At 71.0% G+C, this 18,317-nt stretch carries 17 protein-coding genes, 1 tRNA gene and 1 other RNA gene; 7 read left to right on the top strand and 12 right to left on the bottom strand.

Translation table 11 applies throughout. The features are described 5' to 3' along the window. Nucleotides 1-499 precede the first annotated feature (499 nt). The gene (locus tag AWQ71_RS26165; RefSeq protein ID WP_067137680.1) at nt 500-3,490 is read left to right on the top strand and encodes an AfsR/SARP family transcriptional regulator; all 2,991 of its coding nucleotides are present in this window, start codon (nt 500-502) and stop codon (nt 3,488-3,490) included. A 303-nt stretch (nt 3,491-3,793) separates the two neighbouring features. Here the strand turns inward: AWQ71_RS26165 and AWQ71_RS26160 are convergent, their stop codons facing one another. Next, nucleotides 3,794-5,275 carry a DUF7059 domain-containing protein gene (locus AWQ71_RS26160; RefSeq protein ID WP_067137679.1) on the bottom strand — a complete coding sequence of 494 codons (1,482 nt, stop codon included), beginning with the start codon at nt 5,273-5,275 and terminating at the stop codon, nt 3,794-3,796. A gap of 95 nt (nt 5,276-5,370) precedes the next feature. Here AWQ71_RS26160 and AWQ71_RS26155 point away from each other — a divergent pair, with 95 nt between their 5' ends. Next, a complete protein-coding gene (locus AWQ71_RS26155) occupies nt 5,371-5,688 on the top strand; it encodes a hypothetical protein (RefSeq protein WP_067137678.1) in 318 nt (105 codons plus the stop codon). Here the strand turns inward: AWQ71_RS26155 and AWQ71_RS26150 are convergent. After that, complete coding sequence (locus AWQ71_RS26150) at nt 5,675-6,265, bottom strand: TetR/AcrR family transcriptional regulator (RefSeq protein ID WP_067137676.1); 591 nt, start codon at nt 6,263-6,265, stop codon at nt 5,675-5,677. The genes AWQ71_RS26155 and AWQ71_RS26150 overlap by 14 nt on opposite strands. Nucleotides 6,266-6,393: 128 nt before the next feature. On the opposite strand from AWQ71_RS26150, the gene AWQ71_RS26145 reads away from it, so the two are divergent. The 3 genes from AWQ71_RS26145 to AWQ71_RS26135 all read left to right on the top strand — a co-directional run bounded on the left by AWQ71_RS26145 (nt 6,394) and on the right by AWQ71_RS26135 (nt 9,023). Continuing rightward, complete coding sequence (locus tag AWQ71_RS26145) at nt 6,394-6,891, top strand: winged helix-turn-helix transcriptional regulator (RefSeq protein ID WP_245658462.1); 498 nt, start codon at nt 6,394-6,396, stop codon at nt 6,889-6,891. A gap of 35 nt (nt 6,892-6,926) precedes the next feature. Continuing rightward, nucleotides 6,927-7,745 carry an SURF1 family cytochrome oxidase biogenesis protein gene (locus tag AWQ71_RS26140; RefSeq protein WP_084259305.1) on the top strand — a complete coding sequence of 273 codons (819 nt, stop codon included), beginning with the start codon at nt 6,927-6,929 and terminating at the stop codon, nt 7,743-7,745. Nucleotides 7,746-7,826: 81 nt separating this feature from the next. Beyond that, nucleotides 7,827-9,023, top strand: a complete 1,197-nt coding sequence (locus AWQ71_RS26135) for an amidohydrolase family protein (protein WP_067137674.1) — start codon at nt 7,827-7,829, stop codon at nt 9,021-9,023. Here the strand turns inward: AWQ71_RS26135 and AWQ71_RS26130 are convergent. The 3 genes from AWQ71_RS26130 to AWQ71_RS26120 all read right to left on the bottom strand — a co-directional run bounded on the left by AWQ71_RS26130 (nt 8,991) and on the right by AWQ71_RS26120 (nt 10,582). Further along, entirely contained in the window at nt 8,991-9,341 is a 351-nt protein-coding gene (locus tag AWQ71_RS26130) for a YkvA family protein (RefSeq protein WP_067137673.1), read from the bottom strand. The genes AWQ71_RS26135 and AWQ71_RS26130 overlap by 33 nt on opposite strands. 73 nt (nt 9,342-9,414) lie before the next feature. Then, the gene (locus tag AWQ71_RS26125; protein WP_067137671.1) at nt 9,415-9,870 is read right to left on the bottom strand and encodes a cysteine peptidase family C39 domain-containing protein; all 456 of its coding nucleotides are present in this window, start codon (nt 9,868-9,870) and stop codon (nt 9,415-9,417) included. 64 nt (nt 9,871-9,934) lie between these two features. After that, nucleotides 9,935-10,582 carry a TetR family transcriptional regulator gene (locus tag AWQ71_RS26120; protein ID WP_067137726.1) on the bottom strand — a complete coding sequence of 216 codons (648 nt, stop codon included), beginning with the start codon at nt 10,580-10,582 and terminating at the stop codon, nt 9,935-9,937. 171 nt (nt 10,583-10,753) lie between these two features. On the opposite strand from AWQ71_RS26120, the gene AWQ71_RS26115 reads away from it, so the two are divergent. Continuing rightward, nucleotides 10,754-11,359 (top strand): hypothetical protein, encoded by a 606-nt coding sequence (locus tag AWQ71_RS26115; protein ID WP_157570574.1) that lies wholly within the window; start codon nt 10,754-10,756, stop codon nt 11,357-11,359. A 165-nt stretch (nt 11,360-11,524) separates the two neighbouring features. On the opposite strand, the gene AWQ71_RS26110 is transcribed toward AWQ71_RS26115, so the two are convergent. The 7 genes from AWQ71_RS26110 to ffs form a co-directional block, all read right to left on the bottom strand. Continuing rightward, the gene (locus AWQ71_RS26110) at nt 11,525-12,595 is read right to left on the bottom strand and encodes an aspartate-semialdehyde dehydrogenase (protein ID WP_067137669.1); all 1,071 of its coding nucleotides are present in this window, start codon (nt 12,593-12,595) and stop codon (nt 11,525-11,527) included. Beyond that, nucleotides 12,592-13,866, bottom strand: a complete 1,275-nt coding sequence (locus AWQ71_RS26105) for an aspartate kinase (protein ID WP_067137667.1) — start codon at nt 13,864-13,866, stop codon at nt 12,592-12,594. Before AWQ71_RS26105 ends, AWQ71_RS26110 begins: the two co-directional genes overlap by 4 nt. A 123-nt stretch (nt 13,867-13,989) precedes the next feature. After that, a complete protein-coding gene (locus AWQ71_RS26100) occupies nt 13,990-14,520 on the bottom strand; it encodes a DUF5063 domain-containing protein (protein WP_067137665.1) in 531 nt (176 codons plus the stop codon). After that, entirely contained in the window at nt 14,513-15,112 is a 600-nt protein-coding gene (gene recR, locus AWQ71_RS26095) for a recombination mediator RecR (RefSeq protein WP_067137663.1), read from the bottom strand. The genes AWQ71_RS26100 and recR overlap by 8 nt, the downstream gene beginning before the upstream one ends. A gap of 6 nt (nt 15,113-15,118) precedes the next feature. Beyond that, nucleotides 15,119-15,466: a YbaB/EbfC family nucleoid-associated protein gene (locus tag AWQ71_RS26090; protein ID WP_174550763.1), complete on the bottom strand. Its 348-nt coding sequence runs from the start codon at nt 15,464-15,466 to the stop codon at nt 15,119-15,121. Nucleotides 15,467-15,592: 126 nt separating this feature from the next. Further along, nucleotides 15,593-17,776 (bottom strand): DNA polymerase III subunit gamma and tau, encoded by a 2,184-nt coding sequence (locus tag AWQ71_RS26085; protein WP_067137661.1) that lies wholly within the window; start codon nt 17,774-17,776, stop codon nt 15,593-15,595. A 42-nt stretch (nt 17,777-17,818) separates the two neighbouring features. Next, nucleotides 17,819-17,914, bottom strand: an RNA gene (gene ffs, locus AWQ71_RS26080) — signal recognition particle sRNA small type. A gap of 95 nt (nt 17,915-18,009) precedes the next feature. Between ffs and AWQ71_RS26075 the strand changes: the two genes are divergently transcribed. Beyond that, a tRNA-Ser gene (locus tag AWQ71_RS26075) sits at nt 18,010-18,095 on the top strand. Nucleotides 18,096-18,317 lie beyond the last annotated feature (222 nt).

Here is an 18,317-nt window from a genome sequence, read left to right as displayed (position 1 = left end):
GTATTTCGCGGACGATCCCCGCACCGGCGCTTCCGGGCGCACCCCTGTCATAAGCCGCCGTACCGGCAGGCGCATTCACCACTCCGGCCGCCATTCGCCCCCGGCGGGAAAAGGAAGAAGTCCCCCGCCGGGCACCCCACGCCCGGGGAGGACCTCGCCATATCGCCAGAGCATGGCCGCCCCCGCAGGGGCCATGCTCGATATCCACAGCATCGCCGTTCGGGCTTATCATCCGATCAACGGACAATCAACGCTTTGATTAACGACTCGGACGCTCCCTATTGGCCGGGTCTTCGCGCAACTATCATTTGATCGGGAAACTTCCCATCATGTCGGGCGAGGAGTGCGGGCGTTTTTCGGCGGAGAGATCACCTCCCTGTTATGGTTCCTTGGTTCGAACCGGTCAGGGCTTGGCCGTCGCCACCTCGTCCGAGGGAAGCGAGAAGCCGCTCTCTCAAGAGAGCGGAGGAGTCACTGAATATGCGTATCGGAGACGCACATGGCAGGTCGCGCCACGGGGGACGGGCTGCGCTTCGCGCTCCTCGGCCCCGTCCTCGCCTGGCGCGACGGGATCGAGCTTGATCTCGGCACGCCTCTGCAACGTTCCATCCTCGCGATGCTGCTGCTCAGGCAGGGCCACCCCGTCACGCCGGACGAGATGATCGACGGCATCTGGGGTGAGGGGGCGCCGCCCCGGGCCCTCGGCGCGCTCCGCACGTACGTGTCGCGGCTGCGCACCGTCCTGGAGCCCGACCGCTCGCCGCGGACCCGACCCGAGTTACTCACCTCTGTGGGCCGCGGCTACGCGCTGGTCCTCGGCGCGAGCGGGCTGGACCTCGCCGACTTCGAGCGCCGCGCCATCTCCGCCGACGCCGCCCGGCAGGCCGGACGTACGCGTGACGCGGCGGAGGCGCTGCGCGCGGCCCTCGGCCTGTGGGCCGGAGAGCCGCTGGCCGGCGCGGTCGGGCCGTACGCCGAGCGGCAACGGGACCGGCTGGCCGAGCGGCGGATGAGCGCCGTCGAGACCCTGATGGACCTCGACCTGGAGCTCGGACGGCACTCCGACGTCGTGTCCGAGCTGGTCGCGCTCACCGCCGACCATCCCCTGCGCGAGCGGCTGCGCGCCCAGCTCATGCTGGCCTACTACCGCTGCGGACGGCAGGCGGAGGCCCTGGCGGTGTTCACCGAGACCCGGCAGGCGCTGATCGACGAGCTCGGCATCGAGCCCGGCACCGACCTGACCGCCCTGCACCGGCGCATCCTCGCCGCCGATCCGGCGCTGTCCGTCGTCACGCCGTCCGTCGCGGAGATCTCCGACGCGGCGCCGGAGACGGTGAGTCGGAAGCCGGCCGCGGAACAGGGAACGGCCGTCGAGATGCCGCGGCCAGCTCAGCTGCCGGCCGCCGTCACCGATTTCACCGGGCGCACCGCGCTGGTCAACCGGCTGCTCGCGCTGCTCGCCGAGGACGAGGGCGTGCCGGTCGCGGCCATGTCCGGCATCGGCGGCGTGGGCAAGACCGCGCTCGCCGTCCATGTCGCCCACCTCGCCCAGGACCTGTTCCCCGACGGCCAGCTCTACGCCGACCTGCGCGGCTACGGCACGGAGCCGACGCCGCCGGAGACGGCGCTGGTCGCCTTCCTGCGCGCGCTCGGCATCCCGGTCGACGTCATCCCGGACGGCCTGGCCGAGCGGTCCGCGCTGTTCCGCTCGCTGCTGGCCGAGCGTCGCATGCTCGTCCTGCTGGACAACGCGCGCGACGCCGAGCAGGTCGAGCACCTCCTGCCCGGGTCGGCCGGGTGCGCCGCCGTCATCACCAGCAGGGGCAAGCTGGCCGACCTGCCCTCGGCCCGGCTCGTCGACCTCGACGTGCTGGAACCCGACGAGGCGCTGTCGCTGTTCGCCGCCGTCGCCGGCCCCGACCGGGTCCGGGCCGAGCGGGCCGCCGCCATGGACGTGGTCGCCGCCTGCGGCTTCCTGCCGCTCGCCGTACGCATCGTGGCGGCCAGGCTCGCCGCCCGTCCCTCGTGGACGGTCGCGTCGCTCGTCCCCCGGCTCGCCGACGAGCGCCGCCGCCTCGACGAGCTCAAGATCGGCAACCTCGCCGTGTCCGCCACCTTCGCCCTCGGGTACGGCCAGCTCGACCCGCAGCAGGCGCGAGCCTTCCGGCTGCTCTCCCTGCCCACCGGGTCGGACATCTCCGCCCTCGCGGCCGCAGCCGTCCTGGACATGTCGCAGGGACCGGCCGAGGACCTGCTGGAGTCACTCGTCGACGCGAGCCTGCTCGAAGCCCCCGCGCCGGGGCGGTATCGGTTTCACGACCTACTCAAGCTGTTCGCCCGCAGGCAGGCCGAGGACGCCGAGGAGCCCACCGAGCGGACGGCCGCGCTGCGCCGCCTGCTCGGCTTCTACCTCGCCTCGGCCAGGTCCGCGCACCGGCTGGCCTATGAGGGAAGCGCGATCGCCGACGCCCTCACCGACATCGGGGTGCCCGGCCACACGTTCTCCTCCGCCGACGCATCGGTCGCCTGGCTGTCGGTCGAGGCCGAGGACCTGTTCGCCGCCATCGGCCAGGCCGTCGAGTCCGAGATCCTGCTGCTGCCCGCCGCCGACCTGCTGCTCGCGATGGAACCGCTGCTGGAGTCCGGCACGAGCAGCCGGGAGTTCGAGCAGCGGACCCGGGCCGTTCTCGCCGCCGCCCGGCGGGCCGGTGAGCGGAACGGCGAGATCCGCTGCCGTTACGTCCTCGGCCGCGTCCTGTTCGGGATGAACCGGCTGGACGAGGCGGAGCGCCAGTTCCAGGAGGCGCGCGCGCTTTCCCTGGAGAGCGGCGACCACATCGTGCTCGGCGAGACGTACAACGCGCTCGCGGTGGTCTCCGGCCGGCTGCGCCGCCACACCGAGGCCCTCGAATGGTTCGGCCGCGCGACCGAGGTCTACCGCGAGGTCGGCAATCCGGCGGGCGAGGCCCTGGTGCTGAGCTACTCCGCCCGCGACCACCTCGGACTCGGGCACGTCGAGGAGGCCATCGCCGCGTCCGAGCGCGGCCTGGCCATCTTCACCGAGATCGGCAGCGGCGCCGGTGTGGCACGGGCCCGCTATCACCTCGGCATCGTCCTGTCCTACGTCGGCAGGCTCAACGAGGCGGTCGTCCACCACGCCGAGTGCCTGAACTTCTTCCGCGCGAGCGACCAGCGGGTGTGGGAGCAGCGGGTCTGCTACCGCCTGGCCGCGACGTTCATCGCCGCCGGGCGCTTCGCCGAGGCGTCCCGGCACGCCGAGCGCGCCCTCTCCGTCAGCCGCGAGATCACCCACCCGTACGGCGAGGCGCAGTCGCTGACCGCGCTCGGCAAGGCGCTGTGCGGCGTGGGCGACAAGGTGCGGGGCAGGGAGGCGCTAGAGAAGGCTCTCGGGCTCTTCACCCGGCTCGGCTCCCCCGAGGCCGACGACGTCCGCGCCCTCCTCCTGGACCTCGACCGGGTCGACGCCTAGGTCGCCGGGCACACCGTCGCCGGGCGCACCGGCGTTCAGGTCGATCCGCAGATCGTCGTCCAGGCGCGTCATGCGGACGTGATTGATCACCCTCGACCACTTCCATCAGGGGAACCTCGCGGCGGGCGGAAGACCCGGCCGGCCGTCTGACCACCACCTGGCGCCTAGGGGCCGGTTGTCCGGAGCGCCAGGTGACGGCTCGCCGCCTCAAATTGACGGCCGGCCGGGTGGCGACCCGGATCTCGAACCCCCCCCAGATCCGAGTCGACGCCCCCAGGGTGGCGACCCCGGGTCAACATCGGATCAACGCGTGTTTGCAGCCGTATCGACGATGCGGAAGAACCCCTCGGCGATCAGCGGCCGCAGCGCGGCGGGCGCCCGGTCGAACAGCTCCCGCTCGTCGTCTCCCATGAGCTCGGCGATGGCGGCGAGCAGGGGACGCAGCGGCAGCTCGCCGTCGCACGCCCCGGCGAGCGCCGCCTCCACGGTGCCCACGTTCACCGCGCGGTGCAGCCCGCCGGTCTGGCGCAGCACGATCCGGGACGGATGCTCCGCGCCGGGCGGGCCGACCCGCTCCTCCACAACGCCCTCCGCGACCGCCAGGTGCGCGTCCAGCAGCTCGTCGTCACCGATCCGGTGCGCGACGGCGACGCCGTCCAGCACGTCCGGCACGTACGCGCCGACCGGGAGCTCGACCCGCTGCGAGAGCTCCTCCACGCGGACGACCGGGTCCATCGCGCCCGAGTTGTGCAGCGAGATCCAGCCGAACCCGACGCCGACGACCCCGAGCGACTCGAACCACGCCAGCCACTCGTCGTAGTGCTGCCGGTAGGCGGTCGTCCCCTGCTCGGCCGCGTCCCGCAGCCACAGCTCGACGTACTCCGCGGGGTCCTGCACGTCCCGCTGCACCATCCAGCCGTCGCAGCCGGTGCCGGTGAGCCATCCGCCCACCCGGTCCTGCCAGTCCTCGCCCTTCAGGTGCAGCCAGTTGGCCAGGAACCGGCCGTGGCCGCCGGGGTTGAGGTGGCGCGGCACGCGGCGCAGCATCTCGCGGCAGAAGCCGTCCGCCGGGAAGCCGGACTCGCGGTAGGTGAACCGCCCCTCCGGTGAGATCACGAACGGCGGGTTGGAGACGACGAGGTCGAACCGCTCGTGCTCGACCGGCTCGAACAGCGAGCCGGCACGCGACTCGACGCCCTCCACGCCGGACAGCCGCCAGCTCAGCTCGGCCAGCTCGACCGCCCTCGGGTTCACGTCGGTGGCGACGATCCGGCGGGCGCGGCCGGCGAGGTGGAGGACCTGCACGCCGCATCCGGTGCCCAGGTCGAGCGCGCTCTCCACGGGCGGCGTCCAGGCGAACTGAGCCAGGTTCGCCGAGGCGCCGCCGGCCCCGACGACGTGGTCGCGCCGGAGCGCGGGGTCGCCGGGCCGTACCTTCCGGTCGGAGACCACCCAGGCGAGGCGGTCGCCGCCGACGTCCCACGGCTGGAGGTGCACGGTCGCCTGTACGGCGTCGCCGACCCTGACGGCCAGCCCGGCGTCGATCAGGTCGGCGAGCGGGAGGTCCGCGGCGGCGGTGCTCACCGGGACGCCGAGCCACCACAGGCGGATCAGGGTGCCGAGCGGGTCGTTGTCGCGGGTCGCCCGGAGCGCGGGAACGAGTTCCTCGCGCGCCAGCGCGGCGGCGGCCACGCCGCCCAGCCGCTCTCGCACTCCGTCGATGGTGTAGCCGGACTCGGTGAACCGGTCGCGGAGCCGGTGGACCAGATCGGAAGGCACGTGCACGAGAGGAAATCTATCCCTGTAAGTCCACTGCAAGCCGCCGTCAAGGCCCCGGACCTATCTGTTGACTAATCCGCCGTGTCCGGGAGGAACCCACGATGATGCTTCCCTGCCTGGCCTGCGAGGCGCGGTTCGTCCCGGACGACTACTTCGGCGCCTGCCACGACTACAACCGGGGCCGGGACGTGGTCGCGTGGACCTGCCCGCGCTGCGGCAACAGGGACGAGATCCGGGTGCTTCCCGGAGAGCTGGGCTTCGGCTACCGCTCCCGCGGCCGGTACGACGTGCTGGACCGGATCCGGGTGCCCGGGATGAGCCGCAGACGACACGACCTCAGGCTGGACATCTCGATCGACACGCGGGTGTGGCGGGTACCGACCCGCGTCATGCCCGCGCGGACCGCTACGCCTGCTTGAGGCTGTTCCAGGCGGCCTCGCACAGGCTCTTGATCTCCTCGTCGGTCGGCTGGTGCGCGCCCGCGAACCACAGGCGGCACATCTCCTGCGCCGGGCCGAGCCACAGCACGTAGCACATGGTCGGCGGGACGGGCTGCAGCAGCCGGGCGTTCATGTGCGGCTTCCACCAGTCGGAGACCTGCCGGAAGAACGCGCGCCTGGCGTCGGCGACCTCGGGGCCGCCGGGCTCCTCGCGGCGGGGCGGGCGCTCGCTGATCAGCAGCCGGGCCCGCTCCGGGTGCTCTCCGCACCACGACATGTGCAGGGCCACGATGGCCTCGACGCCGTCGCGGGCGTCCTCGTGGCGCATGAGCTCGGCGAGGAACGCGTCCTGGTACATCTGCAGGGTTTCGGCGTACAGAACGCCGAAAACGTGTTCCTTGCTGGCGAAGTGGTGATAGAAACTACCCACGCTGACGCCGCTCTCCTCGCGGAGGCTGGCGAGGGTCGTGGCGGAGACACCGTCCTGACTGAAGCGACGTAGGGCGCCTTCGATGATCCGGCTTCTGCCGTCACGCCCGTTCTTTCCGGTTCTCACCCCCCAATGGTGGCCTAACAGAACCTTGTTCTGCAAATACGTAGTCTTTCTACCTCGATCAATCCCGATCTCGTCCGATCTGGGTGCGCCTTTTAGACTGAGCAGACGGGCGAGAGGGATGACCTACGATGCGTGACATGCGGCCCTCCCGGGTGGACAACTGCTCCATCGAGCGGACCCTCGCCGTGGTCGGCGAGAAATGGACCTTCATCGTGCTCCGCGAAGCCTTCCTCGGAGTCCGCCGGTTCGGCGACCTCCAGGCGGCGACGGGCGCACCCCGGCAGGTGCTCAGCGCCCGGCTCTCCCGCCTCATCGAGGAGGGCATGCTGCGCAAGGCGCCCTACCAGGAGCCCGGGCAGCGCCAGCGCGACGAGTACCGCCTGACGTCCAAGGGCATGGATCTCTACCCGATCCTGGTCGCGCTGATGCACTGGGGCGACCACCACCTCGCCGACCCCGAAGGCCCTCCGGTCGCGCTGACCCACCGGGACTGCGGCGCGCCGGTGACCCTCCGGCTGATCTGTGACGAAGGCCACGAGCTCCCCGGGCCGTGGGCCGTCGCCCCGCTCCCCGGCCCCGGCGACCGTTCGGGGCGGCTGAGCTCGCCGGACGGCCGGGACCGGTAACGAGACCACTCCCTCCCCTGCCTACGCTGGAGGGCGTGTACCGGTTCCTGCTGACCCGCCGCTGGCTTGGCTTCCACCTGCTGGTGCTGATCCTCATCCCCACGTTCTTCTTCCTGGGGAAATGGCAGCTCGGGCGGTACGAGGAGCGGTCGGCGGCCAGCGAACGCACCACGGCCAATCTGAGCAGCGCGCCCGTTTCCCTCGACCGGCTGGACAGCATCGGCGGAACCGTCCCGGACGCGCTCAAATACCGCCCGGTAACCGTGACCGGCGCGTACGACCCGTCCCACGAACTGCTCGTACGGCGCCGCCCGCAGAACGGCCGGGTCGGCTTCTACGTGATCACCCCGCTGGTCACCCCCCAGGGCGCGGTCCTGGTCAACCGGGGCTGGGTGCCCGCGGGCGCGACGGCGGAGTCCCGGCCCGACGTGCCCGCCGCCCCGACCGGCCAGGTGACCGTCACCGGACGGCTCAAGCCCGCCGAGACGGAGGACACGACCGGAATCAGGAACCGCACCTCCGGTCTGCCCGCGGGTCAGGTCCTGCTGGTCAACCCGGCCGACATCGGCGCCGCCCTGCCGTACCGGCTGTACGGGGGGTTCGTCGAGCTGACCGGTCAGCAGCCCGCCGCCGACCCCGCGCCCGAGCCGGTGCCCGCGCCCGACCTCGGCGGAGGCGGCGGGCTCAACCTGGCGTACTCGGTGCAGTGGTGGCTGTTCATCGGCGTGGCCATCGGCGGCTGGTTCCTCCTCATCCGCCGCGAGGCGCGTGATCTCGCGGCCGCCGAAGCTGACGACGAAGCGTCAGGAGAGGGCCGGGAAGAAGATCAGACAGAGGTTCGCTCCCAGTCCTGAAGCGCCTGGTGAACGAACGGATACCAACCGGAGACCTCGCAGCTTGTTAGGTGTTATTCCTTGGCTCTACGGTTTACTCCTGTGACTACCCCGCTGCATCCCGACCCAGAGCCGAGGCGGCGGGACTATGTGATCATCTCCGCCGACGATCACTTGATCGAGCCGCCCGACCTCTTCGACGACCGCCTCCCCGAGAAGTACAAGGACCTCGCTCCCAAGATCGTGGAGACGGACGCCGGTCACCAGGTGTGGCGGTACGGCGGGGCCACCTACCCCTGCGCGGGGCTCGACGTCGGCGCCGGCCTGCCCAAGGAACAGTGGACGCTCGACCCGGTCCGCTTCGAGGACATGCGGCCCGGCTGTCACGACATCGAGGCGCGCATCGAGGACATGGACCTGGCCGGGGTCTGGGCCGCCCTGTGCTTCCCCGGCATGCTGGCCAGTCAGTCCGGGATGCTGTTCGCCAAGACACGCGACCAGGAGCTCGGCCTGGCCCTGGTCAAGGCGTGGAACGACTGGCACGTCGACGTGTGGGCCGGCACCTACCCCGAGCGGATGATCGCGCTCCAGCTCCCCTGGCTGCCCGACCCCGACGTGGCCGCCAAGGAGATCAGGGCCAACGCCGCGCGCGGCTTCAAGGCCGTGGTCTTCCCCGAGTTCCCCACCCGGCTGCGGCTGCCGTCCATCCACAGCGGCCACTGGGACCCGTTCTTCGCCGCCTGCGAGGAGACCGGCACCGTCGTGTGCCTGCACACCGGCTCCTCGTCCTGGGCTCCCGTCCCCTCGCCGGACACCCCGATCGAGGCGATCACCACGCTGATGCCGGCCAGCGCGATGTTCGCCTGCGCCGACTGGCTGTGGTCGGGGGTCCCGCTGCGCTTCCCCTCGCTGCGCATCCTGATCGTCGAGGGCGGCGTCGGCTGGCTGCCCATGCTCGCCGAGCGCGCCGACTACGCCCTGGACCATCCCGTCGCCGGCGAGACGAGCTGGGAGGGCGGGCTCAAGCCGAGCGAGGTGCTGCGGCGCAACTTCTTCTTCGGCACGCTCGACGACAGCGCGCTCAGCGGGGTCCGGCTCGCCGTCGGCATGGAACACGTCCTGTTGGAAAGCGGCTACCCGCGCGCCGAGTCCTCCTGGCCCGACACCCAGCGGGCGGTCACGCGCAACCTCGGCACGCTGCCCCCCGCCGACCTCGCCCGGGTCGCGTACGGCAACGCCGCCCGGCTGTTCGGCCACCCGCTCCCGTCACGGGCGTGGCTGCTCGCCGAGCGTCTTTAGGCCCTCACGCTCCCACTCGACGTACCGGCCGCTCGCGGCCAGCACCGACGACATCAGCCAGATGAAGACACCGAAGTCGTCGACGACGCCGATGCCGATCAGGAAGTCCGGGATGGCGTCGATGGGCGAGACGATGTAGGCGAGGCCGACCGCGAACATGGCGAGCTGACCCTTGCCGAGGTGCGGATAGTTCCCCTTGAAGGTCCCCCGGATCATCCTGGGCACCGCCTTGAGCCGGGCGCCCATGCCGGGAGATCCCGGCTTGGCCACCTCCTGGTAGGCACGCCAGGTCGCCGCCGCACGTCCTGCCTTCGCCATGAGGCCACCTCCAGCGGGCATTCTGCCCTTTTTGTCATCTCATTAACGTTCGGCGGCTCTACTGCGGTTCCGGCTACCCCTGGCCTTCAGGCACGCAACGCCAGGCGCGCAGGGCGGCGGTGAGTGCATCGGTACGGGGCCGGCTGCCCCAGAACCACTCCACGTGGGCGTGCCGCCGCCGATCCGCCAGCCACTCATCGAAGATCCGCCTCTCGACGAGCCCGCGGGTCACCTCGTCGAGCACCGCCGTCTCCACGGCCAGCACGCTGACAACGCAGAAACCGCCGTCCGAAAGCCGCGCGGGTCCGAGCACCCGGCCGGCTCGCGCATCCGTCGCCGGGACGCCGAAGAGCGCGACCAGGTCGTCCCTGCTGTTCGCCTCCATGCGGCAGGTGGCCACGCCCGCCAGCGCCTCCTCGGCCGCCAGCGCGACGACAGTGGATTGGTGCCCGTGCGCGCCGAGGACCATCGCGAGGCAGGCGGCCCCGCATTCGACCAAGTTGTGCTGGAGTATGACTGGAAGCCGCATGGAGCGGTAGTCTCCGGCCCTCCGCTTAGAACCCGGTTGTGAGTGACAAGAGGAGCCCCCGGCGCTAGGCGCGCAGTTCGCGTACGACGTCGATGAAGTCGCGGGCCACGCCGCGCATGCCCGGCAGGTTCGACAGGGTGACCAGCCGGTCGAGCAACGGGACGGTCCGGTCGACCAGCCGGTACGTCCGCTCGCATCCCGGCGAGGTGTCGTGCACCCAGAACAGCACCACGCCCATCGACAGCAGCCAGAGCAGCTCCGGCAGCTCGGCCCGCAGCTCCGAGTCGATCCGGTCGGCGGAGCCCTCCACCACCTCGCGATAGATGGCGATCGACGACTCGCGCGCGGGCGCGGACTCCGCGCTGAAGGGGCTGAGCGGGTTGCTCGGCTCGGCCGCGTGCTTGAAGAACTTGGCCGCGAACTCGTGGTACGGCTCCGACACGCGGACCCACGCCCGCAGCACACCACTCAGGCGGGCCGCGAACGACGTCTCGACCGCGAGCAGCTCCCGGCACGCGGCCTCGTGCTCGCCCTGTGCCCGGTCGTAGTACGCCTGGATGAGCTGTTCCTTGGACGAGAAGTAGTAGTAGGCGTTCCCGACCGAGACACCCGCCTCCGCGGCGATCGCCCGCATCGTCGTCGCCTCGAACCCCCGCTCCTTGAACAGCCGGAGGGCGGTCGCGACGATCCGCTCCCGCGTCTTCTCGGCCACGGTGGTCACTGTACGACCCTGGCACCCGCCGGGTCATATACGCGCCAGATGATCCGTACGAGGGGGCAAATTCCCCGTCGCCCGTGAATGGCCGCGCCCCTCGCGTGGGCATTGATCATCCTGGCGAGCTCCCCCGCCACCCGATCAAGGACTGAGCACCGGGGATGACGCATGACTTTACGTCCCTTGTCGTGGGGACTCGGCGCGGTGATCACGATCACCCTGCTGCCTCAATCGGCCACACAAGCGCAACCGCTGACCATCGCGAGCGTGCGGTACGTCTCCGCGGCGGTCGCCCTGCCGGCACGGCTGCCGCCCGCACGGACGCTCGCGGCCACGCCGCGCGGAAACGCCGTCACGTCGATCAGCGCCGCCGCCCGGCTCGAGAACGCCGGAGCGATGCGGCAACTCCTCGCCGGGGGGCTGCGCTGGCGATCGTCGGGCCGCTGCACCGACCGCACCAACTCGAGTTGCACATCCCTTGACGGCGTCCGGTACGGCACGCTCACCCAGGCGATCGAGCTCAGGCGGCGCAGCGGCTGCCGGATCGTCGTCACCGGCGGCACCGAGATCGGCCACAGCCGCGGCCGCTACAGCCACGAGAACGGCTTCAAGCTCGACATGGCCCACAACCCGTGCATCGACGCGTACGTGACCAAGACGTTCGACTACTGGACGACGCGCGGGGACGGGGCGCGGATGTACCGCCCGGAGGCCGCCTCGGACAGGGTCGTGTACGCGGACGAGGACAACCACTGGGACATCCTCTTCCGCTAAAGGGGTGTCCACGATCCTCGGCCGGGTCGGTCACTTCGCCGGAAGAAACCCGCGATCGTCGCGAAAGCCCGCTTCGCTCCCTCGATCCCGGTGAACGGCTACGGACAGCGCCGGGCCCGGCGCGGAAGCGGTGGCTTCCGCGCCGGGCCCGGCAGGTCAGGCGGATCAGGCCGTGAACTCGGCCGCGATCAGCTCGGCGATCTCGGCGGCGTTCAGCGCCGCCCCCTTGCGCAGGTTGTCGCCGCAGACGAACAGGTCCAGCGTGTTGGGGAAGTCGAGCGCCTGGCGGACCCGGCCGACGTAGGTCGGGTCCGTGCCGACGACGTCCACCGGCGTGGGCCAGACGCCGTTCTCCGGGTCGTCCATCAGGATGACCGTGGGCGCGGCCTCCAGCACGCGGTGCGCGTCCGCCACGGTGATCTCGCGCTCGAAGGTCGCGTGAACGGCCAGCGAGTGCGTGGTGACCACCGGGACCCGGACGCAGGTCGCCGAGACCTTGAGGTCCGAAATGCCGAGGATCTTGCGGGACTCGTTGCGGAGCTTGAGCTCCTCCGACGCCCAGCCGTCCTCCTTGAGCGACCCGGCCCACGGCACGACGTTGAACGCGATCGGCGCGGGGAACGGAGACTCCGCGTCGCCCAGCTTGTTCTGCAGGGTCTTGCGCACGTCACCGGCGGTCTGGCCGGCCGTGCGGTCCCCCGCCAGCGCCTCGGTCTCGTCGTACAGCCGGGCCGAGCCGGCCACGCCCGCGCCGGACACCGCCTGGTACGACGCCACGACCAGCTCGCGCAGGCCGTACTCGCTGTGCAGGGCGCCCATGGCGGCCATCATCGACAGGGTCGTGCAGTTGGGGGTGGACACGATGCCGAGCGGCCGGTTCCGCGCGTCGCCGGGGTTGACCTCCGGCACGACCAGCGGCACCTGCGGGTTCATCCGGAACGTGCCCGACTTGTCGATCGCGACCGCGCCGCGCTGGGCCGCCACCGGCACCCACTCGGCCGACACCTCGTCCGGCACGTCGAAGATGGCGATGTCGACGCCGTCGAACACCTCGGGGGCCAGCGCCTGGACGACGACCTCCTCGCCGCGCACCGGCAGCAGCCGGCCCGCCGAGCGGGCGGACGCGACGAGACGGATCTCGCCGTAGATGTCCTCGCGGTTGGAGATGATGTCCCGCATCACGGTGCCCACGGCACCGGTCGCTCCGACGAGCGCGAGGGTGGGCTTACGACTCATCGACCGCTACCTCCGTAAACGACTGCCTCGACCTCGTCCGCGTCCAGCTCGAACGCCTGGTGTGCGGCGTTGACGGCCGCGTCCACGTCGTCCTCATCGACGACCACCGAGATTCGGATCTCGGACGTGGAGATCATTTCGATGTTGACCCCCGCGTTGGCCAGCGCGCTGAAGAACGTCGCGGTGACGCCGGGGTGCGAGCGCATGCCCGCGCCGATCAGCGAGACCTTGCCGATGCGGTCGTCGAACAGCAGCGAGTCGAAGACCACCTTGCTCTGGATCTTCTTGAGCGCGGTGAGCGCCGTCTGCGCGTCGTTCGTCGGAAGCGTGAAGGAGATGTCCGTACGCCCCGTCGCCGCGGCCGACACGTTCTGCACGATCATGTCGATGTTGATCTCGGCGTCGGCCAGCGTTTTGAAGATGGCGGCAGCCTCTCCGATCTTGTCGGGCACACCGACAACGGTGATCTTGGCCTCGCTCCGGTCGTGGGCGACGCCGGAGATGATGGGCTGCTCCATCTCGGTTCCTTCGGTCTCGGGGTCAGTGAAGACCCACGTGCCTTCCTTGCTGCTGAACGAGCTTCTGACGTGGATCGGGAGCCGGAACCTGCGCGCGTACTCCACGCAGCGCAGATGCAGGATCTTGGCTCCACAGGCCGCCATCTCCAGCGTCTCCTCGAAGGAGAGCCGCGGGATCTGCCGGGCCGTCGGGACGATGCGCGGATCGGCGGTGAAGACGCCGTCCACGTCGGTGTAGATCTCGCAGACGTCGGCCTCGAGCGCGGCGGCGAGCGCGACCGCCGTGGTGTCGGAGCCGCCGCGGCCGAGCGTCGTTATGTCCTTGGTGTCCTGCGACACACCCTGGAAGCCGGCGACGATCGCGATGTGTCCGAGGCCGAGCGCCTCCTGTATGCGGCCGGGCGTCACGTCGATGATGCGCGCCTTGCCGTGCGTGGAGTCGGTGATCACGCCGGCCTGCGAGCCGGTGAAGCTCCTGGCCTCGTGGCCCAGGTTCGCGATCGCCATCGCCAGCAGCGCCATCGAGATGCGCTCACCGGACGTCAGCAGCATGTCGAGCTCGCGTCCCGGAGGCAGCGGGGACACCTGCTTGGCCAGGTCGAGGAGTTCGTCCGTGGTGTCGCCCATCGCGGAGACGATCACTACGACGTCGTTGCCGGCTTTTTTCGTCGCGACGATCCGCTGCGCCACCCGCTTGATGCAGGACGCGTCGGCGACGGACGAACCACCGTACTTTTGGACAACGAGCGCCACTGGAACTCTCCGAACGAATCAGGACGTGGAGCTCACAGTCTACTGGGGGGTCTCACCAGCCCGACGGGAGATGCTCACCATGTGGGACGATCATTATGCGACCTGCCGGAACGGCCGTCGGCGTCAGACGACGGTGCTCTCCTCCACCACGTCGAGCCGGGTGTGCGCGACCAGCGCGTGCAGCGCGCGCAGCGCCGCCCCCGCGTGGTTGCCCCACGTGTTGAAGTAGGAGTACTGCCACCACCACAACGCCTCCGACGGGCGGCCCGCGCGGTGGTGCCGCAGCCCGTGCAGCAGGTCCGCCGCCACCGCCGCCAGATCGTCCGACAGCCGGTACGGCGTGACCGCGGTGTCCTTGTACGGATCGAACACCTCGGCGTAGTCGTCCACCGGCCCGAGCCGGGCCGCCAGAGCAGTACGGAGGGGATCGACATCGGGGTCGTCGCTCAGTGCCGGCTCGACGTTGCCCTGCAGGATGACGTCCTGCATCGCCCCGAGCTGGGTGCCGGCCAGGCTGACCTGCGCCACCTCGACGAGCAGCAGCGGCAGGATGCCGTCGCCACCCTCGCCGCCGGCCAACCGGGTCAGGCCGTCGAGATAGTTCTGCGCGTGCCCCGCGATCCGTTCCGCCAGGGCGGCCCAATCATCAGACATCCAGCAGCCTCCGTCCTTCGAAAGCGCGGCCCAAGGTGACCTCGTCGGCGTATTCGAGGTCACCGCCCACCGGCAGACCGCTGGCCAGTCGTGTCACTTTCAGCCCCATGGGCTTGACGAGCCGGGCCAGGTAGGTGGCCGTGGCCTCGCCTTCGAGGTTCGGGTCGGTCGCGAGGATCAGCTCGGTGACCTGGCCGTCAGCGAGCCGTGTCATCAGCTCGCGGATCCGCAGGTCGTCGGGGCCGACCCCGTCGATCGGGCTGATCGCGCCGCCGAGCACGTGGTAGCGCCCGCGGAACTCGCGGGTCTTCTCGATCGCCACGACGTCCTTCGACTCCTCGACGACGCAGATGACGTGCGGGTCCCGGCGCTGGTCACGGCAGATCCGGCACTCCTCCTCCGCGGCGACGTTGCCGCAGACACGGCAGAACCGGACCCGCTCCTTGACCTCGAGCAGCGCGTGCGCCAGCCGTTTCACGTCCGCCGGATCCGCCGCCAGCAGATGGAAGGCGATGCGCTGCGCGCTCTTGGGACCGACGCCGGGCAGCATCCCCAGCTCGTCGATCAGATTCTGGACGACCCCCTCGTACATGATCTTCTAGAACCCGGGCAGCTGGCCGAGCCCGCCTCCGAGCCCCTGCGCCAGCGGACCGAGCTTCTCCTGCTGCAACTCGGCGGCCGCGCGCACCGCGTCTCGCACCGCGGCCAGCACCAGATCGGCGATCGTCTCCACGGTCTCCTCGGGGTCGTCCGCGTCCACGGCCTTGGGGCTGATCCTCAGTTCGAGCAGCTCTCCGCTGCCGTTGACCGTCGCGACCACCAGCCCGCCGCCCGCGGTCCCCTCGACCTCGGCGTCGCTGAGCTCCTGCTGGGCCGTGACGAGCTGCTGCTGCATGAGCTGGGCTTGTTCCAGCAACTGCTGCAGGTTGACATCTCCAGGGTTCACGTTCGTGCGCTCCTCGGCATCCAGCGACTTGTCGTCGCGACGAGCCTACGGCGTTTGCCGCGGATCTGATACCGGAGCATGTACGTGTTCCGGGTAAACGCACCCCAGCAAGGCGGTGCGGGCCCCTCAGGAGTGGTCGATTTCCTCAATGACACGGCCACCGAGCTCACGCTGGATGAGCGCCATCCCGGTCAGCTCGTCCCCGTCGGCGTCCGCGTCATTGAGCGGGTCGACGTCGTCCGTCGCCTGCCCGGGCGTGGATCGGCTCGGCACCGCTTCCGGCCACGCCTGGCGCGGCCCCGACTGGGCCGCGGCCTTGGCCGCCGACCTCGCCGCCGCCAGCCCCGGGCCGGGCGCGGAACCGCGCGAGCCGCCCGACCCGGCCGGCGGACGACCGTCGTCCTCGTCCGAGGGCGCGTCCGGCCACGACTCGTCGGTCGTCTGTGACGCGCCCGCGTCCCCGCCACCGGCCTCGGGACCGCTCGCGGGCGCCGCCGGCTCCGGCGGCGTACGCGGGTCGGCGGCGGACGGCCGGGGCTGCCCCTCGGTCCGGGCGGCCGGCCGTGAGCCCGCGTCGGCGGTGCCGTACCCGCCGGAGGGGGCGGCGGAGCCGCGCGCGGCGGGAGCACCGGCGGGCGGGCCGGAACTCCCGACGACCACGTCGACCCGCCAGGTGCCGCCCAGGACGTCGCCGAGCGCCGCCGCGACCACCTCGTCGCGCTTGCCCTTGAGGAAGCCCTGCACGTCGCCGGGCTTCTCGAAGCCGACGGTCACCAGGTTGCCGTCCACGCCGAGGAGCCGGCCCTGCGTATTAAGGATCATCCAGGCGACGCGCTGCCTGTTCTTGATCGCGTCCAGGACCCTGGGCCACGCCTGCTGGATCGGCCCTCCCACCGCCGCCGGTGCGGCGGATGGGGCGTCGTCCCTCGGGGGCGCGCTCGCCGCGCCCGGCCGCGCCGGGGTGGGCCAGTCGTCCCGCGAATCGGGCGCGGGAGCCGTACGCGCGGGGGCCGCCGGGGACCCGGATCCGGGCGCCGACATGGGAGCCGTGGGAGCCGCCGGGGCGGCGGGAGCCGGTGCGGCCGCCGGAGACGGCTGCGGAGCGGGGACCGCGACGCCGGGCACCGGGGCGGCCAGGCCCGGCACGCCGCCGCGTTCGAGGCGTTCGAGGCGTTCGAGCCGCGCGAGCAGTGCGGTCTCACCCTCCGCGGCGGCGGGCAGCAGCACGCGGGCGCACATCAGCTCGAGAAGCAGCCGAGGCGAGGCCGCGCCGCGCATCTCGGTCAGTCCGGTGTTGAAGATCTCGGCGGCGCGGGTCAGCTCCGCCGGGCCCATCAACGCCGCCTGCGCCTGGAGGCGCTCCAGCTCGTCGGCCGGCCGATCGAGCAGGCCGTTGCCCGCAGCCTCCGGCACGTTGGCGAGGATGACCAGGTCGCGGAAGCGCTCCAGCAGGTCCATCGCGAACCGCCGGGGGTCGTGACCGCCCTCGATGACCCGGTTGACCGTCTGGAAAACCGCTGCGCCGTCCCGCTTGGCGAACGCCTCGACCACCTCGTCGAGCAGGTCGCCGTCGGTGTAGCCCAGCAGGGACACCGCGCGCTGGTAGGTGATCCCGGACTCGTCGGCACCGGCCAGGAGCTGGTCGAGGATCGACAGCGAGTCACGGGCCGAGCCCGCGCCCGCGCGCACCACGAGCGGCAGCGCCGTCGGCTCGTACGGCACCGACTCGGAGTCGAGGATCTCCTCCATGAGCTGACGCAACGTCGCCGGGGGCATCAGCCGGAAGGGGTAGTGGTGGGTGCGGGACTTGATCGTCCCGATGACCTTCTCCGGCTCGGTCGTGGCGAAGACGAACTTGAGGTGCGGCGGGGGCTCCTCGACGAGTTTGAGCAGCGCGTTGAAACCCTCGCGGGTCACCATGTGCGCCTCGTCGATGATGTAGATCTTGTAGCGCGCCGAGACCGGCGCGAAGAACGCGCGCTCCCGCAGGTCGCGGGCGTCGTCCACGCCACCGTGCGACGCGGCGTCGATCTCGATGACGTCGAGGTGCCCGGGGCCGGTCGGGCCCAGGGCCACGCACGAATCGCACTCGCCGCAGGGATCGGGCGTCGGGCCCTTCTCGCAGTTCAGTGAGCGGGCGAGGATGCGCGCGCTGGAGGTCTTGCCGCAGCCGCGCGGGCCGCTGAACAGGTAGGCATGGTTGATCCGCCCGCTCCGCAACGCCTGGCGCAGCGGCTCCGTGACGTGTTCCTGCCCCTTGACCTCGGCGAACGTCCCGGGCCTGTACTTGCGGTACAGCGCAAGACTCATGCCGTCTCCTCGGGGGGTCGACCCGGTCGGCGGTTCCCTAAACTCAGAGACCCCCCGCACACCCGCCAGAGCCCGTTTATCCTTGCTGCCTTCCGGCCCTGGGGAGGTTCACAGGATGACGCCGCGCGAGGGGTCCGCAGACAGTCTAACCACTCCCGCGGTGTGCCGAGGCCGGACCGAGCACCGGAAAACTGTGGTCACCACTGGTCGGAAAGTCCGCTAAGCTTTTCGGCGGAGGATTCGCCTAGTTGGCCTAGGGCGCACGCTTGGAAAGCGTGTTGGGGGCAACCCCTCAGGAGTTCGAATCTCCTATCCTCCGCGCTTGGTTGAGCAGCAAGAACACGAAAGCCCCGGTCTGATACAACCGGGGCTTTCGTGCGTCTGGGGGTCGGCTTCCGTGTGTTCGGGGCCGGCCTTCGGGCCTGTTGACGCCCCATCAGGCCCACCTTGGAGCTCACGTCGCTACGCGGACCGAGTCGCGCCCAACCGCGGGCGGCCCGGTGCGGGGGAACCTGGTGCGGGGGAACCTGGTGCGGGGAAC

Source organism: Microtetraspora malaysiensis, assembly GCF_001528665.1.
GTDB lineage: Bacteria > Actinomycetota > Actinomycetes > Streptosporangiales > Streptosporangiaceae > Microtetraspora_A > Microtetraspora_A malaysiensis.
The sequence above is the reverse complement of the archived record's forward strand: the minus strand, read 5'-3'. Positions and strand labels throughout refer to the sequence as shown.

What these genes read in the sequence shown, in the direction of transcription:
- AWQ71_RS26165 (WP_067137680.1), top strand. Translation starts at nt 500, where the DNA reads ATGGCAGGTCGCGCCACGGGGGACGGGCTGCGCTTCGCGCTCCTCGGC.
- AWQ71_RS26100 (WP_067137665.1), bottom strand. Translation starts at nt 14,520, where the DNA reads ATGTCTGATGATTGGGCCGCCCTGGCGGAACGGATCGCGGGGCACGCG.
- AWQ71_RS26085 (WP_067137661.1), bottom strand. Translation starts at nt 17,776, where the DNA reads ATGAGTCTTGCGCTGTACCGCAAGTACAGGCCCGGGACGTTCGCCGAG.
- AWQ71_RS26115 (WP_157570574.1), top strand. Translation starts at nt 10,754, where the DNA reads ATGACTTTACGTCCCTTGTCGTGGGGACTCGGCGCGGTGATCACGATC.
- AWQ71_RS26130 (WP_067137673.1), bottom strand. Translation starts at nt 9,341, where the DNA reads ATGGCGAAGGCAGGACGTGCGGCGGCGACCTGGCGTGCCTACCAGGAG.
- AWQ71_RS26145 (WP_245658462.1), top strand. Translation starts at nt 6,394, where the DNA reads ATGCGTGACATGCGGCCCTCCCGGGTGGACAACTGCTCCATCGAGCGG.
- recR (WP_067137663.1), bottom strand. Translation starts at nt 15,112, where the DNA reads ATGTACGAGGGGGTCGTCCAGAATCTGATCGACGAGCTGGGGATGCTG.
- AWQ71_RS26155 (WP_067137678.1), top strand. Translation starts at nt 5,371, where the DNA reads ATGATGCTTCCCTGCCTGGCCTGCGAGGCGCGGTTCGTCCCGGACGAC.
- AWQ71_RS26110 (WP_067137669.1), bottom strand. Translation starts at nt 12,595, where the DNA reads ATGAGTCGTAAGCCCACCCTCGCGCTCGTCGGAGCGACCGGTGCCGTG.
- AWQ71_RS26125 (WP_067137671.1), bottom strand. Translation starts at nt 9,870, where the DNA reads ATGCGGCTTCCAGTCATACTCCAGCACAACTTGGTCGAATGCGGGGCC.